Source organism: Eikenella corrodens (assembly GCF_003990355.1).
Taxonomy (GTDB): domain Bacteria; phylum Pseudomonadota; class Gammaproteobacteria; order Burkholderiales; family Neisseriaceae; genus Eikenella; species Eikenella corrodens_B.
Genome location: NZ_CP034670.1, coordinates 529,199 through 544,386, shown reverse-complemented (window position 1 = coordinate 544,386; position 15,188 = coordinate 529,199). Strand labels below are relative to the sequence as shown.

Sequence of the window (15,188 nt, the reverse complement as noted above, 5' to 3'; positions counted from 1 at the left end):
AAACATGATGACTGCTGGAATAACTACGGCAAAACCGGCCAGAAAGTAGATTTCAGGTGGCATTATTGATTTTCCTGTTGCAATTCCTGTTTTATTCGTTCCACACGCTCATCCAACGCACCGGAGTTAGCCTCTTTTTCCCAGTCATCTGATTCCGCAACCGCTATTTCCAAAGCTTCATCATCTAACGACATATCGGATTCCGGCGGCTCATCGTCAGATTCAGAAGGTTCATACTCTTCAACCAACCTATCCATTTCCTCTAATTCCGCAATACGGCTATAAAACTCATCCGAACCATATTCATGACCTTCTTGCAAAGCGGCACTGGCATTAATTTCCCACCGCTCATTTTCTAAATCGTATTGCAAACCCGGATCTTCTTCGGGACTGTCCGGCATATTGTCCGGCGGTTCTTCTCCGTCCAAACCTTCAAATTCAGTTAATGGGTCACTACTTGGAATATATGTTTCTTGTTCTTCTTCACTCATTGGATCTTGATCCAAGTTTTCCAATCCGTTTTCATTCAACGCTTCCGCTTCTTTGGCTTCCTTCCGGCTTTTTCTAAAGCCCAAGGCATCCATGATGGCGCTTCTAAACAAACGGAAAGCAGCATAAAAAGCCAGCCCAATCAATGCCCATTTAACCGCTTCGGCTCCGATCAAATACATATCGGTTTGAATGGGCGCGGTATGCTGCTGAACGCTGGTAGAAACGGCTTTAGCGGGATAGCCCCCGCCTTTAACCATTTCAATACCCTTCTTAGGCGGCTGAATTTTGTTCGGATCGCTCATTTTTCGGGATTTTCATTGGCTTGTTGGAATACGCGGATTGTCCAACGTATAACGAAGGCGAAAGCGGCAACTGATATGGCGACTGAAGCGATTAGGACGCCATCTGTAACGTAGGCGGCTGGATCGCACGGCGGAAAAGTCAGCTTGACTTCCTGCGAACCGTAATACCACTTGCCGTTTTGATAGACGGGAGTTTTTAGGCTCCCATCTGCGGTAATGGCAGGCACCACTTGAGACATTTTGTAATCGGACGCTTCCTGCACAGAGCCGAAGCATTGACCTCCTGCCAAATAGCCTTCCATGATGCCCGCCCTTACTCTTTAGACCGCGCGTTTAATCAAACGGATACCGGCGATGAAGGCGATACCGATCAGGCCGAGACCTACGGCAATACCGCCAACTGAAGCCAAGTCGGTTTTGAAATCGCCGGTAGCGGCGGTTACTGCGTCAGCTACCGCGCCTGCGGAAGCGTTAGTAGCGATGAAGGCGGAGGCCATAACGGCCAAGGCCGTAGCTTTATGTTTCAGTTTCAACATGATGTTTTCCTTTAAAACAAGTTTTCAAATCGGGCATTTACTTGATTAACGCCGCCCGGATAGCGTTAATTTCTTAAAAACAATCAGAACGGGATAAATTCGGCATCTTCGTCAAATACGCCATCCGGATACTCTTCCTGAAGCTCTTCCCAAGTATGGAAATCATCTACCATTTCATCATCGTCGATTTCTCCAACGGCTTCTTCAAATTCTTCATAACTATAAAATGGCATTTTTACTCCTCTCGAAAAATTAATGGATCGTGAAAGATTTTTCAGTTACTTACCGGATAACGTTAATGCTTCAAAACAAAAAAAAAGAAAAATTACTCCCAATATGACTCCCATATATTGAATCAGCATATCAATGAACCCCTGCTCTCTAATCAGCGGAACGATGATGTGTGCAATACCGGTTAACATTCCTGCTTCCAAAAAATTAGTGGGCGGCTTCTCAAAGGTTTAATGTCGCTGGCCGCCCGGCAACGACAGAAAGCCCCTTTATTGTTTGGTTTCTTTGTTCGATTCTTGCGGTACGAAGAAGGCGAAAACGGCAAACTCTGAACCCAGTTCGTCTATTCCGGCTTCCATTGCATCGGCACGGGTTGAGAAATGCCCGGCCAACTTGAGATAGGGCGTTAAACCTATTCCGCCCGTTCTTTCCGGGTACAGGAATTCGAAGGTGTCCAAATCCTGCACGATGTAGCGTTCTTCCATGGCTTACGCCTTTCTATTTTTTGGCTTCGGCAACCGGTCGGAAGTCTTTCATAACGACGGTTTCTTTGCCGCTGCCGTTGGTTACGCGGGCAAGCTGAATTTCCAGCTCACAAGGGAAGGTCAGACCGGCAAAACGGTCAAAGTTGCTGCTGCTGCCGAAACGAACTTTAGCCAGGCCAAGACCCATTGCATTGCCGCTGGCATCATTGAAGGGAGCAGCACGGAAAACGGTGCATGAATCAATTTCACTGCCGTCAATTTCGCCTTTAAAACGGGTTACGCCCATGATGATGGCGCGTTCGAAAAGTGGCTGTTGTAATTTGCTGAAATCCATTTGTTAATTCCTTTCTTGAATGAAAAAGTATTCGTAGTCTTGCTGATTTACTAATGCTTCTGCGACTCTATGAGCATTACTCAATCTATCTTCATAAGCATCATCTAAAAGATAGTTATCCAAGGTCATTTTGAATTGGTCTATATCCAATGGTTTGAAGCCTTCGTCATGCAGGTAATAAGTTTTGATGGCTTCGCAATCGTATTCGGAAGGATCTAAACCTTTCGGATATTTGTTTTGTTCGCCGCACAATCTTTTGACGATTTCTTTATCAGGTAGCCCTATATCGACTAGGAAACGGACGAAGCGGCCTACCTGGTTTTTTGCGTGAAATTCTTTTTGGTCAAAGGAAAGGTTCACAGTTTGGGTTTTGGTTTCTATACGGCTGGCGGGAGTGGTAAAGAGTTGCTCGCCAATCGGAAATGCGCCGGTCAGGTATTGCCCGGGATACAGCAAAATATCTATGGGTATCAGGCAATCGTGTTTTCTGAATTCGACTTCGAAACGAACCCACGGGCTGTTTTCATCGCCAAACTTTTTGCCTTTTTCATAAATTCGCAGCAGCTTGGAAGAGCCTTTGCGTCCTATGTAGAGGGTTTTGCCGGTGTTGTCCTCGTTCATCCATGCCGTGCCGCGGCGTTCGATTTTTGGGCGAATGTTATGGTTGTCATACAAACCTTTTGCATGATCGGAAATGCCTTGTTCCGGGGTGTATTCGCCGTTGAAAAAATCATGGGCAACGTCGCAACGGGTAATACGGGCGTTAATGGCTACCTGCAAAAATTGATAAAGGCGGACTTCCCAGCCGGGCTTTGCGGCTTGGCAACCGGTGCCGGTCAAGTCGACTAAGACGGTATCGCGCTGGCCGCCGTAATGCAGGGTGCCGTATGGGGCGTTATCGGGGCCGACTTGGTAATAGCCTTGATAGAAAAACTTGCCTTTGCCTGGCATTTTTTTGGTCAGGCCGTAGCCGAAGATTTTTTGTAACATTTCGCTGGCAACCACGATGTATTCGTTATCGCCGATGATGCGATTCTTGAAATATTCAATCAGGCTTTCCCTTCTGAAAGTGAAAGTCAGATAGTCGATTAGGGCGCCATCTTCACGGCCTTTGCGTAATGGGATTTCTATAAGCTTGCCGCGCTGGTTGGTCACGAAGGTTTTAAAGTATTCGCTTTCCTGATAGGCCGCCCAGTCAATTTTTTGCTCCCCCGCTAATGGTCTTTGGGTTTTTTGCTCCCCCCCTGTTAGCCTAGGGGGGCGATTGTCGCCGGCCGCTCCGGCGGCGGCCGCAGGGCGGCCATCCGCCGCCGCAGCCGGCTTCATCTTCGCCGCTTCTTCGGCATGACGAATTTCGGAGTAATCCGGTACGCGTTTTTATGCTTCTTAGCCATTTACGCCACCATTTCGAATCCGGGAACAACTTGCTCGAACTCGGTTTCTGATACGTTGCGGAAAAAGGGAATTTGTAATTCGATGGCGTCAATAACGAATCTGACGTAGGTATCGAGTAACCGGCGCACGCTGTCGGCTGAAAGGTGATCTGATTCGATTATGTGTTCAAAGAGGATGAAGCTGCGATCCGATTCGATGTTCAGTTTGATGGCGAGCTCGCAAAAGAGATCGCCTGGCTGCTGGCCTAGATAGGCGGTAATGTTTGGATAGGTAGGTAATTGATAAGACATAAAAAAGCTCCTTTGAGTTAGCTTGATCAAAGAGAGCTAGTCCAGCCTTATGATGTGGATAATGCCTGTCTGGCAAAGATACCGTCAGGACTAGCCCCCGACGGCGCGAAATATATAAGGGCTACCTGAAAAACCGTAGGTTGGATTCTCCAATCCGATACCCGCTAAAGGCTACCTGAAAAAAGGCTACCTGAAATTTCAGGTAGCCTTTGTTGCGGGAATCAACAGCGTGGTTGGCTCACAGCCAACTCCAACTTATCAGCCGCGTGTCCAGCTGGTGCCGTCCGCGCCGTCGCGCAGGGTGATGCCTTGCTCGGCGAGCAGGTCGCGGATGCGGTCGGATTCGGCCCAGTTTTTGTCGGCGCGGGCTTGTTTGCGCCGGGCGATGAGGGCTTCGATTTCTTCGCTGCTCAAACCGTTTGCGGGTGCGCCGCCTTGCAGGAATTCGGTGGGGTTGCGTTGCAGCAGCCCGATGGTGCCGGCAAGGGCTTTGAGGCAGCCGGCAAGCTCGGCAGACCGGGTTTTGTTGGCTTCGCCGGCCAGCTCGAACAATACGGCCACGGCCTGCACGGTGTCGAAATCGTCGTTCATGGCGGCGAAGAAGCGGCGAGTGTAGTCGTTGGTTTCGGAGGCTGCCTGAAGAGTTTCGGCTGAACCAAACTCGGCTGCGGGCGGCACGTTGGCCAGGGTGTTGTAGAGGCGGGTGAGGGCGTTTTTGGCATCGTCGAGGTGCGCATCCGAATAATTCAGCGGGCTGCGGTAGTGGGCGCGCAGGATGAAGAAGCGCACGACTTCGGGATCGTATTGCTTCAGCACGTCGCGGATGGTGAAGAAGTTGCCCAGGGATTTGGACATTTTTTCGCCGTCCACGCGGATAAAGCCGTTGTGCAGCCAGTATTTAACGTGGCTGGCGATGCTTTGGCCGTGGTGGGTGTGCGCGTGTTCGTGTCCGCAAACATGGCCGCTGGCGCCAACGCTTTGGGCGATTTCGTTTTCATGGTGCGGGAACTGCAAATCCGCGCCGCCGCCGTGGATGTCGAAGGTGTCGCCGAACAGGTTGTCGCTCATGGCGGAGCATTCGATGTGCCAGCCCGGGCGGCCGTTGCCCCACGGGCTTTCCCAGGCCGGCTCGCCTGCTTTGGCGGCTTTCCACAGCACGAAATCGAGCGGGTCGCGTTTGAAACCGTCCACTTCCACGCGCTCGCCGGCGCGCAGGTCGTCCAGCGATTTGCCGGATAATTGGCCGTAAGCAGCAAACTCGCGCACGGCGTAATAAACGTCGCCGTTGGCGGCGGGATAGGCTTTGCCGTTGCGAATCAGGGCTTCAATCATGGCAATCATCTGCGGAATGTTTTCCGTGGCCTTCGGCTCAACGTCGGGGCGCAACACGCCCAAGGCATCGGCATCTTCGTGCATGGCTTGGATAAAGCGGGCGGTGAGCTCGCCGATGGTTTCGCCGTTTTCGGCCGCGCGGGCGATGATTTTGTCGTCGATGTCGGTGATGTTGCGCACATAAGTGAGCGGATAGCCGCATTCGCGCAGCCAGCGGGCAATCATGTCGAACACCACCATCACGCGGGCGTGGCCTAAGTGGCAGTAGTCGTATACGGTCATGCCGCAAACGTACATGCGCACGTTTTCGGGATCGATGGGGGCGAAGGGCTCTTTTTGGCGGGTGAGGGTGTTGTAGATAGTTGGCATAGTGCAATGGAAGTGGTTGGTTAAAGATTGGAGGCTACCTGAAAATGCGGCCGCAGCGAAGTTTCTGCGCCGCTGAAAATTATTTGCTGTCAAGGCGAGCGCGGGCAGAAAGAAGTAGGATAGGCGCGGCCTGTTTTCAGGTAGCCCATCAGGTTGTTGGGAAGGGCATTGTAGCCGAAAGCCTTGTTTGCAGCCACCTGGCGGGCAAATGTAAACAAACATTTGGAAAGTTTTGAAAACGGTAAATGTTGCAGCGGCGGCTTTTGTTTGTGCGGCAGCTCGCCTATAGTGCCTGCTGTAGGCAGCGTGTTTTATATTAACTTGTTGTTTTCACCAAACTCTCCCAAAAAAGGATATCAATGATGATGAAACGTCTGACTGTATTAACCCTAGCCGCCACCTTTGCCCTGAACGGCTGCGTTACCGACCCGGTTACCGGTCAGCAAACCATTTCCAAAACCGCGCTCTACGGCCTCGGCGGCGCGGCGGCCTGCGGCGCCATCGGTGCCATCACGCACGGCAGTAAAGGCGCGCGCAATGCGGCATTGGGCTGCGGCGTGGTGGGCGCAGGCGTAGGCGGCTATATGGACCTTCAAGAGCGCCGTCTGCGCCAAGAGCTGGCCAACACGCCGGTGGAAGTGGAACGCAAAGGCGACCAAATCAAGCTGACCATGCCCAGCGGCGTTACCTTCGCCACCAACAGCGCCAGCCTGAGCCCGGACGCAGTCAATTCGCTCAACACCGTGGCCAATGTGCTGACGCAGTATCCGGAAACCACCATCACCGTGGCCGGACACACCGACAACACCGGCAACGACCGCATCAACAACCCCTTGTCTGAAAACCGCGCCCGCTCCGTTGCCGGTTATCTCACCGGCCGCGGTGTGGCTGCCAGCCGCATCAGCACCGTGGGCTACGGCTCACGCTCGCCGGTGGCCGACAACTCCACCGAAAGCGGCCGCGCACAAAACCGCCGTGTGGAAATCCTGATCAACCCCACCACCCAGGCAGGCCAGCAGCAGTAAGCACATAGATCAGACGGACAAAAGCACGCCGGAAGCCAATCGGCGTGCTTTTCTTTAAACGGCGGATAAACTTCAAACAAGCATGGTCACATTATTCATTATATTATCCGTCCGCATCAAGGCTACCTGAAACACGGTTGACCGTTTTCAGGTAGCCTTTTGCATATATAGTGGATTAACAAAAATCAGGACAAGGCGGCGAGCCGCAGACAGTACACACTTTACGGCAAGGCGAGACAACGCTGTACCGGTTTTTGTTAATTCACTATAACATCAGCCGCACGGGCAGGCCGTGCGCGAAGCAAGCCATACACGCGGTTTTCAGGTAGCCCCGGGCTGCCTGCTATAATCCCCACCCCCATCCCATTATCCGCCCGCCATGCAACTGACCAAATACCTGCAAGCCCAAGGCATCGGCAGCCGCAAGCAATGCCGCCGACTCATCGAACAAGGCCGCATTGAAATCAACGGCGAAACCGCCGAACGGCCCGATGCCGAAATCGAGCCCGCCCAAGTGCAGCGCCTTGCCATCGACGGCGAAGAGATTGCCGTCATTCCCCTGCCGCACTACTACATCCTGCTGCACAAGCCCGCCGGCTACGAAACTTCGCACAACCCGCGCGACTACCCCAGCGTGTTTTCCCTGCTGCCCGACCACATCCGCGCCACCGAGCCGCAAGCCGTCGGGCGGCTCGATGCCGACACCACCGGCGTGCTGCTCATCACCAACGACGGCGCGTTCAACCACCGCCAAACCTCGCCCAAACACCATGTGGCCAAACTCTACCGCGCCACGCTCAAGCACCCGGCCGACGAAAGCCTGTGTGCCGCCTTGCGCCAAGGCGTGCTGCTGCACGACGACAACGAAACCGTATCCGCCGCCGCGGCCGAATTGGAAAACCCGCACAGCCTGCTGCTCACCCTCACCCAGGGCAAATACCACCAGGTAAAACGCATGGTGGCCGCCGCCGGCAATCGAGTGGAAGCCCTGCACCGCCTACGCTTCGGCGATTGGGAATGTGGGGATTTGCTGCCGGGGCAATGGCGCTTTATCCAGCCAGGGGATTGAACGGCTTGCACATTTGAGGCCAAAGTATAGTGAATTAAATTTGGGGCTTAGGAAGCAAAATTCATTTTAAAGGGTTTTCCCGCAACATTTTCAATAGCACTTTATACAGATCATCATGCCGGTGGTTGAAGCGGAACTCGGTTTCTTTTAAATGCAGGTAAAAGGTATGCTTCGGCACCCCGTTAAATTGCACCAAGCGATGCTTGGCGTAGCTCCAAAAAGATTCAATATCGTTAATATGCCGCGTACCGCGGACAAACTCATTGTCACCATGATGTACCCTGAAATGTTTGGCAAAACCCATGTCAACCAATCCCTGATAACCGCGCCAACCGTCGGTATTGATGACGCTCTCGATACCGACACGACCTCTAATGACCTTTTGCAGCGTCGCTTTGGAAGCATCGGGAACAATCTCGGTATAAACCTTGTCCCCACGTTTCAAAATGCCGAAAACGATAGTTTTCCCACCCGCACCGCGCCCGCGTTTGCCCCTGATACGTTTGGCACCAAAATAGGATTCGTCCAATTCTACAATGCCGTATAAAGGTGCCTGCCTCCCGCATTCGTCAGCCAAACGCCGGCGCAATTTCAGGTACAGGCTGTTGACGCTTCTGACACTGATTCCGGTCAGTTTGGCGGTATCGGAAGCGGTCAAATCTAAGGCGAAAAGCCGCAGGATCTGACGGAATTTGGCCTCGGTAATTTTACTGCACTTTTGGTACTTGTTTTTTAAATCCATTTCAGAAGCTTATCACTATATTTTGTGATTTTGCTTCCTAAGCCCCTAAATTTAAATCAGTACAGCAAGGCGAACCGGCGCCACCGCACATTCCTTTTAAACCCCTTCGCAAAGAAAGCCCGCCCATGAACCGCCCCGCCTACAAACGCCCCGAATCCGTGCTCGTGGTGCTGCACGACGGGCAAGGCCGCGCCCTGATGCTCGAGCGCGTGTCCCCGCCCGGCTTTTGGCAATCCGTAACCGGCAGCCTGGAAGAAGGCGAAACCCCGTTTGCCACCGCCCTGCGCGAAGTGGCCGAAGAAACCGGCATCCTGCTCGCGCCGGAAGATCTCAAAGACTGGCACACGCAAAACGAATACGAAATCTACGAACACTGGCGCCACCGCTACGCCCCCGGCGTTACCCGCAACACCGAACACGTCTTCTCCGCCCGCATCCCTGCCGCCAGCCCCGTGCGCCTTTCCGCGCGCGAACACCGCGCCCACCGCTGGCTGCCGCTGGCCGAAGCCGCCCGTCTCGCCTTTTCCCCCTCCAACCGCGAAGCATTGTTGCGTCTGGCCGCCGAAACCGAAGGCAGGCTACCTGAAAAATTGACTGCCCCACCGCTTTGATAGATGATGGCGGCCATTCCCACAAACGAGCCTGTCATGGATACCCTGCTGCAAGAAGTTACCCAACAACTCGCCCAACGCGACGAAACCATCACCTGCGCCGAATCCTGCACCGGCGGCCTGCTCGCCGCCGCGCTCACCCGCCTGCCCGGCAGTTCCGCCTGGTTTGAAACCGGCTTCGTCACCTACAGCAACCACGCCAAACAGCAGCTTCTCAACGTAAACGCCACCACCCTCAGCCACTACGGCGCGGTGAGCGAGGAAACCGTGCGCGAAATGGCGCTGGGCGCACTCATCGCCACCAAGGCCGACTACGCCATCAGCATTTCCGGCATCGCCGGCCCCGACGGCGGCAGCGAAGACAAACCCGTGGGCACGGTTTGGTTCAGCCTCGCCACCAAACAGCGCATCTGGGCCAAAGAGCAGCACTTCGAAGGCGACCGCGAAGCCATCCGCACCCAAGCCGTGCGCTTTGCCCTGATGCTGATGAAAAAGTATTTGGAGCGATAGGGTTAGATTAAATTCCGAAAGGCTGCCGAAGCTGGCTCGCAGGTTTCCGCAAAGCTCAATTTCAGCTAACCCTTCTGCCATCCAAAGGCTACCTGAAACCCTTTCAGGTAGCCTTTGCGTCTGCTAAGCGCAGGCCCTTTGTGGCATAATATAGCGGATTAACTTTAAACCAGTACGGCGTTGCCTCGCCTTGCCGTACCATTTGTACTGTCTGCGGCTCGCCGCCTTGTCCTGATTTTTGTTAATCCGCTATACCGCCCATTTCCATCTTTCCAACAAACCGCGAATCATGACCAAATCACCGCAACGCAAAATCCTCGTTACCTCCGCCCTGCCCTATGCCAACGGCAGCATCCACCTCGGCCACATGGTCGAACACATCCAAACCGACGTTTGGGTGCGCTTTCAAAAACTGCGCGGCCACGAGTGCCACTACTGCTGCGCCGACGATACCCACGGCACGCCCGTGATGCTTGCCGCGCAAAAACAAGGCATCGCGCCCGAAGACATGATTGCCAAAGTGCGCGAAGAGCATCTCGCCGACTTCACCGGCTTCCACATCGGCTACAGCAATTATTACAGCACCCATTCCCCTGAAAACAAACAGTTTTCCCAAGACATTTACCGCGCGCTGAAAGCCAACGGCAAAATCGAAAGCCGCGTCATCGAGCAGCTTTTCGACCCCGAAAAACAAATGTTCCTGCCCGACCGCTTCGTCAAAGGCGAATGCCCCAAATGCCACGCCCAAGACCAATACGGCGACAACTGCGAAGTCTGCGGCACGACCTATTCCCCGACCGAACTGATCAACCCGTATTCCGCCGTTTCCGGTGCCAAACCCGAATTGCGCGAATCCGAACACTTCTTCTTCAAACTGGGCGAATGCGCGGGCTACCTGAAAGAATGGACTTCCGGCCACAACCCGCACGACGGCAAGCCCCATCTGCAAGCCGAAGCCCTCAACAAAATGAAAGAATGGTTGGGCGAAGGCGAAGAAACCACCCTGTCCGACTGGGACATCTCCCGCGACGCGCCGTATTTCGGTTTCGAAATCCCCGACGCGCCGGGCAAATACTTCTACGTCTGGCTGGACGCGCCCGTCGGCTACATGGCGTCGTTTAAAAACCTGTGCGACCGCATCGGCATCGATTTCGACGAATACTTCAAAGCCGACAGCCAAACCGAGATGTACCACTTCATCGGCAAAGACATCCTCTATTTCCACGCCCTGTTCTGGCCCGCCATGCTGCATTTCTCCGGCCACCGCGCCCCGACCGGCGTGTACGCACACGGCTTCCTGACCGTGGACGGACAAAAAATGTCCAAATCGCGCGGCACCTTCATCACCGCCAAATCCTATCTGGAACAAGGCCTGAACCCCGAGTGGATGCGTTACTACATCGCTGCCAAACTCAACAGCAAAATCGAAGACATCGATTTGAACCTGCAAGACTTTATCAGCCGCGTCAACAGCGACCTCGTCGGCAAATATGTCAATATCGCCGCCCGCGCATCAGGCTTTCTGGCCAAACGCTTTGAAGGCCGTCTGAAAGACGTTTCAGGTAGCCTGTTATTGCAAAAACTCGCCGCCGAAAGCGACAACATTGCCGAACAATACGAAAACCGCGAATACGCCCGCGCCCTGCGCGACATCATGGCATTGGCGGATGCCGTGAACGAATACGTCGATGCCAACAAACCGTGGGAGCTCGCCAAACAGGAAGGCCAAGACGAACGCCTGCACGAAGTATGCAGCGAACTCATCAACGCCTTCACCATGCTGACCGCCTACCTCGCCCCCGTGTTGCCGCAAACCGCCGCCAACGCCGCGCGTTTCCTCAATCTGGACGCGATTACCTGGGCGAACACGCGCGAAACCTTGGGCGAACACGCCATCAACAAATACGAACATTTAATGCAACGAGTGGAGCAAAAACAAGTGGACGATTTAATCGAAGCCAACAAACAAAGCATTCAGACGACCCCTGCGCCTGTTGAAGACAGCAAATACGAAAAAGTCGCCGAACAGGCGAGCTTCGACGACTTCATGAAAATCGACATGCGCGTCGCCAAAGTATTGAACTGCGAAGCCGTCGAAGGCAGCACCAAACTCCTGAAATTCGACCTCAATTTCGGTTTTGAAAAACGCATCATCTTCTCCGGCATCGCCGCGTCTTATCCCACCCCCGCCGAGCTGAACGGGCGCATGGTCATCGCCGTCGCCAACTTCGCACCGCGCAAAATGGCCAAATTCGGCGTATCCGAAGGCATGATCCTCTCTGCCGCCACCGCCGAGGGCAAACTGAGGCTGCTCGATGTCGATGCCGGCGCACAGCCTGGGGATAAAGTGGGCTAAATGCTAAAAAGGCTACCTGAAATTTCAGGTAGCCTTTTTCTATACTCCAGCTGCCGTTTATTTTTGCTGCTGCGGTGCAACCATCTGCTGCTGCCAGCGCTGCATATTCTGCTCCAGCTGCGTTTGATTGATAATGCCGGCCGCAGCAAACAGCACCATAATCGCCATGGCCGCACCCCGCAGAGGCGGGCATAGCCCATCACGCCCACAGCAAACGTCCAAGCCATCCAAACTTGCAGCAACAGTGCCAGACTGGGTACGTACAGAATCAACAAAGCAGGCAAAGAGAGCACTTCGGTAAGCAGCGTGTAGCCCCACAAAGATTGCCACCGGCCGCCGAGTGCGCCCATCAGCCGGGTCATCACGCCGGCAAACACCGGCCATTTCACCAGATTTAAACACAATACAAACGCTATCATGCCATATTGCCCGTTCAACACGGGTGAAAACATCGCAGTGTTCACCGCAGCCACCATCACCAGCGCGCCCAAGCAATCCGGCAATGGGTAGGTATATTCTTCGGCAGGGCGCAATCGCAGCCGCATCAGGTTGGCGGCATCACTCATCAATCGGTACATGGCAAGCAATCGTTGGTTGTGAAAAGGCTGCATTATAGCGCCAAAGCCAAAGGCTACCTGAAAGCGGCAACGAAGTTACCCGTTTTTCAGGTAGCCTTTAATATCGCCCTGCCCTAGCGCGCCCGATAATCCGCCACTGGCGAGGGGTAGCCGTTGGTGTTCACTTCGGCTGCGGCCAGCCACGGGGCGTGGATACGGCGGCTGTCGAGGTGTGCCAACTGCGGCAGATGGCGGCGGATGAATTGGCCGTCGGGATCGAGCTTTTGCGACCACACCACGGGGTTGAAGGGCTGCCGCTCAACCTGCTTGCCGCCCAAGCCGGCAGCCTGCTGCCAGTTGCCGCTGTTGGCGGCAGGCTCGAAATCCAGCAGTTGTCGGGCAAACCAGTCGGCACCATCCTGCCAGCGGCCGCCCAGCACGCGGCAGAAAAAGGCGGCGCAGAAACGGCGCAGGCTGTGCGGCAGCCAGCCGGTGTCGCGCAGCAGGCGCATGGCGGCATCGGCCAGCGGGTAGCCGGTTATGCCTTGCTGCCAAGCGGCCAGCAGCGCTTCGTTGGGCTGCCCGGCTGCGGCGCGGTGTTCGGGCAGGCCTTGCTGCAACACATCGGGATATTGGCGGAAATAATGCCGCCAAAATTCGCGCCGAGCCAAAGCCTCGTGCCAGGCAGCGGCATCGGGCGTATTGCTAGCGGCTGCCCACGCCCGGCGCACCGACAGCGTGCCGAACACCAGATGCGGCGAGAGCTGCGAACTGCCGTGTTGGGCGGGCAGGCTGCGCAACACGGGGTAATACGGCAGGCGCAGCAAAAACTCGGCCAACTGCCGCCGGGCGGCGGTTTCGCCGCCGGGAATGGTCAGCACGGCGCGGGGCACAACTGGCAGCCCGGCGGTTTTCAGATTTTCAGGTAGCCTTTGCTGCTGCGCGGCCAAATCCGGCGGCGGCCAGGCCGGTGCTTGCCAAGCGGCATATTGTTCAACGCACGCGGCCTGCCAAGCTACCTGAAACGCGGCAAAGGCCGGCTCGTTAAAATACGGCGCACGGATAAATTGGAAGGGCGGCTGCAATAAGCCGTCGGCCACGCTGTGCAGGCGGCAGCCCTGCTTTTCCAGCGCGGCGCGTAATGCGCCCTGCCCCACCCCGTCGCTTGTGCACACCACTTCCGCCGCGCGGCAATGTGCCGCCGTTTCGGCCACCGCCTGCACGGAGTTACCTTCGCGCACATGCAGCGGAATACCGCACTCGGCCAGCCGCGCCTGCAAATCGCGCAGGCTCTGCCAAATAAAATAGCGCCGCTGCGCCGTGAGCGCGCCTTCGTTCGGCCACACATACAGGCCGAGCAGCGGGCGGCCGCTGCGGGCAGCCGCTTGCAGGGCGGGTTGATCGTCGGTGCGCAGGTCGTGGCGGAACCAGACTAAGGTGGTGGGCACGCTCATTTTGCAGGGGTTTCCGGCATTTGTTCGGGGAAGCGGGAGCAGATGGCACGGCAGCCTGCTTGGTGCACCAATTCCGGGTCAAGTTTGTTGAGGCAGTCGGTGTGGCCGAGCGGGCATTCGCGTTTGAAGCAGGGGCTGCACTCGAGGTGCAGGCTCACCACCTGCGCGTACGGGCTCAGGGGCGGGGTGTGCTCGGGGCTGGACGAGCCGTACACGGCGGCCAGCGGGCGGTCTAGCGCGGCAGCCAGGTGCATCAGGCCGCTGTCGTTGCACACCACGATTTGCGCTAGGGCAAGCAAATCGATGGCTTCAGAAAGGCTGGTGCGCCCGCACAAATTGGTGCAGAGGCTACCTGAAAGCCGCTGCACTTCTTCGGCGGTTTCGTGGTCTTTGGCCGAGCCGAACAGCCAAATCTGATGGCCTTTGGCGGCATAGCGTTTGGCCAATGCGGCAAAATGGCGCGGCGGCCAGCGTTTGGCCGGGCCGTATTCTGCGCCGGGGCAGAAGGCGGCGATTGGCCGGGCGTTGTCTAGACCATGTGTCTGCATGGCGGCTGCGCTGGCGGCAGCGGAAACGGCGAGGCGGGGGAAATCGCCGGGACGCGGTTCGAACGGCACGCCTTTCGGGTAGGCCAAGGCGGTGTAACGATCAACCATCAGCGGCAACGCGGCCTTATCCAGCTTGCGGATGTCGTTGAGCAGCAGATAGCGGCTCTCGCCCACATAGCCGGTGCGCTGCACGATGCCGCCGGCGCGGGCAATCAGCGCAGATTTAAACGAGCCGGGCAACACGATCACTTGGTCATAGCCGCGACGCGCCAGCTCTTTGCCCAGCCGCCAACGCTCGCGCAGCTGCAATTCGCCGTGGGCGAAGGGGTTTTCCAAAATCCGGTTGATTTCGGGCATGCGCTCGAACACGGCCATCGACCACTTGGGCGCGAATACGTCGATCTGGCAGCCGGGGTGCAGTTCGTGCAGGCGGCGGTAGAGCGGCTGCGTCATCACGCAATCGCCAATCCAAGAAGGAGAGATGATAAGGATGTGTTTGGACATGGCAAGGAGTCGGCAGGATATAGCGAATGAATCGATCTGTCGCTAT

Annotated in this window: 18 protein-coding genes; 5 read left to right on the top strand and 13 right to left on the bottom strand. The window is 55.6% G+C overall.

Features of this window, described 5'->3' with window-relative positions:
* Positions 1-62: 62 nt before the first annotated feature.
* From ELB75_RS02830 to cysS, 9 genes are all read right to left on the bottom strand, one after another.
* Positions 63-794 (bottom strand): hypothetical protein, encoded by a 732-nt coding sequence (locus ELB75_RS02830; RefSeq protein WP_126982632.1) that lies wholly within the window; start codon positions 792-794, stop codon positions 63-65.
* On the bottom strand, positions 791-1,096 hold the full coding sequence (locus ELB75_RS02825) for a hypothetical protein (RefSeq protein WP_126982631.1): 306 nt from the start codon (positions 1,094-1,096) through the stop codon (positions 791-793). The genes ELB75_RS02830 and ELB75_RS02825 overlap by 4 nt, the downstream gene beginning before the upstream one ends.
* Before the next feature lie 18 nt (positions 1,097-1,114).
* Positions 1,115-1,330, bottom strand: coding sequence for a hypothetical protein (locus ELB75_RS02820; RefSeq protein ID WP_126982630.1), 216 nt, complete (start codon positions 1,328-1,330; stop codon positions 1,115-1,117).
* Positions 1,331-1,413: 83 nt separating this feature from the next.
* Positions 1,414-1,563, bottom strand: coding sequence for a hypothetical protein (locus tag ELB75_RS12415; protein ID WP_153715565.1), 150 nt, complete (start codon positions 1,561-1,563; stop codon positions 1,414-1,416).
* A gap of 267 nt (positions 1,564-1,830) precedes the next feature.
* A complete protein-coding gene (locus tag ELB75_RS02815) occupies positions 1,831-2,046 on the bottom strand; it encodes a hypothetical protein (protein ID WP_064104057.1) in 216 nt (71 codons plus the stop codon).
* A gap of 13 nt (positions 2,047-2,059) precedes the next feature.
* Entirely contained in the window at positions 2,060-2,380 is a 321-nt protein-coding gene (locus ELB75_RS02810; protein ID WP_064087737.1) for a hypothetical protein, read from the bottom strand.
* A 3-nt stretch (positions 2,381-2,383) separates the two neighbouring features.
* Entirely contained in the window at positions 2,384-3,706 is a 1,323-nt protein-coding gene (locus ELB75_RS02805) for a replication initiation factor domain-containing protein (RefSeq protein WP_126982629.1), read from the bottom strand.
* A gap of 68 nt (positions 3,707-3,774) precedes the next feature.
* Entirely contained in the window at positions 3,775-4,065 is a 291-nt protein-coding gene (locus ELB75_RS02800; protein ID WP_126982628.1) for a hypothetical protein, read from the bottom strand.
* A gap of 258 nt (positions 4,066-4,323) precedes the next feature.
* The gene (cysS, locus tag ELB75_RS02795) at positions 4,324-5,766 is read right to left on the bottom strand and encodes a cysteine--tRNA ligase (protein WP_126982627.1); all 1,443 of its coding nucleotides are present in this window, start codon (positions 5,764-5,766) and stop codon (positions 4,324-4,326) included.
* 362 nt (positions 5,767-6,128) lie between these two features.
* Here cysS and ELB75_RS02790 point away from each other — a divergent pair, with 362 nt between their 5' ends.
* Both ELB75_RS02790 and ELB75_RS02785 read left to right on the top strand, forming a co-directional pair.
* The gene (locus tag ELB75_RS02790; RefSeq protein WP_206501501.1) at positions 6,129-6,791 is read left to right on the top strand and encodes a YiaD family glycine zipper/OmpA-like lipoprotein; all 663 of its coding nucleotides are present in this window, start codon (positions 6,129-6,131) and stop codon (positions 6,789-6,791) included.
* Positions 6,792-7,170: 379 nt separating this feature from the next.
* A complete protein-coding gene (locus ELB75_RS02785; protein ID WP_126982625.1) occupies positions 7,171-7,860 on the top strand; it encodes a pseudouridine synthase in 690 nt (229 codons plus the stop codon).
* A 61-nt stretch (positions 7,861-7,921) separates the two neighbouring features.
* Here the strand turns inward: ELB75_RS02785 and ELB75_RS02780 are convergent, their stop codons facing one another.
* Positions 7,922-8,602, bottom strand: coding sequence for an IS1595 family transposase (locus tag ELB75_RS02780; protein WP_126982624.1), 681 nt, complete (start codon positions 8,600-8,602; stop codon positions 7,922-7,924).
* A 125-nt stretch (positions 8,603-8,727) separates the two neighbouring features.
* On the opposite strand from ELB75_RS02780, the gene nudB reads away from it, so the two are divergent.
* The 3 genes from nudB to metG all read left to right on the top strand — a co-directional run bounded on the left by nudB (position 8,728) and on the right by metG (position 12,079).
* On the top strand, positions 8,728-9,213 hold the full coding sequence (nudB, locus tag ELB75_RS02775; RefSeq protein ID WP_126982623.1) for a dihydroneopterin triphosphate diphosphatase: 486 nt from the start codon (positions 8,728-8,730) through the stop codon (positions 9,211-9,213).
* A 36-nt stretch (positions 9,214-9,249) separates the two neighbouring features.
* Positions 9,250-9,723, top strand: coding sequence for a nicotinamide-nucleotide amidase (gene pncC, locus ELB75_RS02770; protein ID WP_126982622.1), 474 nt, complete (start codon positions 9,250-9,252; stop codon positions 9,721-9,723).
* Positions 9,724-10,012: 289 nt separating this feature from the next.
* On the top strand, positions 10,013-12,079 hold the full coding sequence (gene metG / locus ELB75_RS02760) for a methionine--tRNA ligase (RefSeq protein ID WP_126982621.1): 2,067 nt from the start codon (positions 10,013-10,015) through the stop codon (positions 12,077-12,079).
* On the opposite strand, the gene ELB75_RS02755 is transcribed toward metG, so the two are convergent.
* The 3 genes from ELB75_RS02755 to waaF form a co-directional block, all read right to left on the bottom strand.
* Complete coding sequence (locus ELB75_RS02755) at positions 12,076-12,690, bottom strand: hypothetical protein (protein ID WP_126982620.1); 615 nt, start codon at positions 12,688-12,690, stop codon at positions 12,076-12,078. The genes metG and ELB75_RS02755 overlap by 4 nt on opposite strands.
* Positions 12,691-12,770: 80 nt before the next feature.
* Positions 12,771-14,090, bottom strand: coding sequence for an FAD-binding domain-containing protein (locus ELB75_RS02750; RefSeq protein ID WP_126982619.1), 1,320 nt, complete (start codon positions 14,088-14,090; stop codon positions 12,771-12,773).
* Entirely contained in the window at positions 14,087-15,142 is a 1,056-nt protein-coding gene (gene waaF, locus ELB75_RS02745; RefSeq protein ID WP_126982618.1) for a lipopolysaccharide heptosyltransferase II, read from the bottom strand. The genes ELB75_RS02750 and waaF overlap by 4 nt, the downstream gene beginning before the upstream one ends.
* Positions 15,143-15,188 lie beyond the last annotated feature (46 nt).

What these genes read in the sequence shown, in the direction of transcription:
- ELB75_RS02810 (WP_064087737.1), bottom strand. Translation starts at nt 2,380, where the DNA reads ATGGATTTCAGCAAATTACAACAGCCACTTTTCGAACGCGCCATCATC.
- cysS (WP_126982627.1), bottom strand. Translation starts at nt 5,766, where the DNA reads ATGCCAACTATCTACAACACCCTCACCCGCCAAAAAGAGCCCTTCGCC.
- ELB75_RS02830 (WP_126982632.1), bottom strand. Translation starts at nt 794, where the DNA reads ATGAGCGATCCGAACAAAATTCAGCCGCCTAAGAAGGGTATTGAAATG.
- ELB75_RS02785 (WP_126982625.1), top strand. Translation starts at nt 7,171, where the DNA reads ATGCAACTGACCAAATACCTGCAAGCCCAAGGCATCGGCAGCCGCAAG.
- nudB (WP_126982623.1), top strand. Translation starts at nt 8,728, where the DNA reads ATGAACCGCCCCGCCTACAAACGCCCCGAATCCGTGCTCGTGGTGCTG.
- pncC (WP_126982622.1), top strand. Translation starts at nt 9,250, where the DNA reads ATGGATACCCTGCTGCAAGAAGTTACCCAACAACTCGCCCAACGCGAC.
- ELB75_RS02755 (WP_126982620.1), bottom strand. Translation starts at nt 12,690, where the DNA reads ATGCAGCCTTTTCACAACCAACGATTGCTTGCCATGTACCGATTGATG.
- ELB75_RS02800 (WP_126982628.1), bottom strand. Translation starts at nt 4,065, where the DNA reads ATGTCTTATCAATTACCTACCTATCCAAACATTACCGCCTATCTAGGC.
- ELB75_RS02790 (WP_206501501.1), top strand. Translation starts at nt 6,129, where the DNA reads ATGATGAAACGTCTGACTGTATTAACCCTAGCCGCCACCTTTGCCCTG.
- ELB75_RS02820 (WP_126982630.1), bottom strand. Translation starts at nt 1,330, where the DNA reads ATGTTGAAACTGAAACATAAAGCTACGGCCTTGGCCGTTATGGCCTCC.
- metG (WP_126982621.1), top strand. Translation starts at nt 10,013, where the DNA reads ATGACCAAATCACCGCAACGCAAAATCCTCGTTACCTCCGCCCTGCCC.
- ELB75_RS02825 (WP_126982631.1), bottom strand. Translation starts at nt 1,096, where the DNA reads ATGGAAGGCTATTTGGCAGGAGGTCAATGCTTCGGCTCTGTGCAGGAA.
- ELB75_RS02780 (WP_126982624.1), bottom strand. Translation starts at nt 8,602, where the DNA reads ATGGATTTAAAAAACAAGTACCAAAAGTGCAGTAAAATTACCGAGGCC.
- ELB75_RS02750 (WP_126982619.1), bottom strand. Translation starts at nt 14,090, where the DNA reads ATGAGCGTGCCCACCACCTTAGTCTGGTTCCGCCACGACCTGCGCACC.
- ELB75_RS02805 (WP_126982629.1), bottom strand. Translation starts at nt 3,706, where the DNA reads ATGAAGCCGGCTGCGGCGGCGGATGGCCGCCCTGCGGCCGCCGCCGGA.
- ELB75_RS02815 (WP_064104057.1), bottom strand. Translation starts at nt 2,046, where the DNA reads ATGGAAGAACGCTACATCGTGCAGGATTTGGACACCTTCGAATTCCTG.
- ELB75_RS12415 (WP_153715565.1), bottom strand. Translation starts at nt 1,563, where the DNA reads ATGCCATTTTATAGTTATGAAGAATTTGAAGAAGCCGTTGGAGAAATC.
- waaF (WP_126982618.1), bottom strand. Translation starts at nt 15,142, where the DNA reads ATGTCCAAACACATCCTTATCATCTCTCCTTCTTGGATTGGCGATTGC.